2 rRNA genes are annotated in these 813 nt (G+C 55.7%); both read left to right on the top strand.

The window, feature by feature from the left end:
* Positions 1-474: ribosomal RNA gene (locus tag DAD99_RS21395) — 23S ribosomal RNA — on the top strand; the annotation flags it as partial.
* Positions 475-686: 212 nt separating this feature from the next.
* Positions 687-803: ribosomal RNA gene (rrf, locus tag DAD99_RS21390) — 5S ribosomal RNA — on the top strand.
* Positions 804-813: the final 10 nt, after the last annotated feature.

Genomic DNA, 813 nt, shown 5'->3' with positions numbered 1-813 from the left:
AAGGTACCTCGGGGATAACAGGCTGATCTTGCCCAAGAGTCCATATCGACGGCATGGTTTGGCACCTCGATGTCGGCTCGTCGCATCCTGGGGCTGGAGTAGGTCCCAAGGGTTGGGCTGTTCGCCCATTAAAGCGGTACGCGAGCTGGGTTTAGAACGTCGTGAGACAGTTCGGTCCCTATCCGCTGCGCGCGCAGGAAATTTGAGAAGGGCTGTCCTTAGTACGAGAGGACCGGGACGGACGAACCTCTGGTGTGTCAGTTGTACTGCCAAGTGCACCGCTGATTAGCTACGTTTGGATGGGATAACCGCTGAAAGCATCTAAGCGGGAAGCTCGCTTCGAGATGAGATTTCCATACACCTTGTGTGTGAGAGGCCCCCAGCCAGACCACTGGGTTGATAGGCCGGATGTGGAAGCGAGGACTAACGACTCGTGAAGCTGACCGGTACTAATAGGCCGATAACTTACACCACACACCACCCCTGCAAACGGTTCAAAAGCGTTTGCAACCCGGGGTGGTAAAAAGATAACAAGACTGCTTGCGTCCACTATGTGGTTCCCAAACAACAAACCCGTCACACGGGCCGTTGCACAGGAACACAACACAACAACATAACAACACCACAATGTTGTAACCAGATTTCCCACCCGTACAGGCACGCCTGAACGGGCCGGGTAGAAGGGTTACGGCGGTCATAGCGTGGGGGAAACGCCCGGTCCCATTCCGAACCCGGAAGCTAAGACCCACAGCGCCGATGGTACTGCACCCGGGAGGGTGTGGGAGAGTAGGTCACCGCCGGAACATCATTACA

The sequence above is a fragment of the Pseudarthrobacter sp. AB1 genome, assembly GCF_014926485.1.
Classification (GTDB): Bacteria; Actinomycetota; Actinomycetes; order Actinomycetales; family Micrococcaceae; genus Arthrobacter.
Note: the sequence above shows the minus strand (reverse complement) of the source record. Positions and strands in the feature narration are given on the sequence as shown.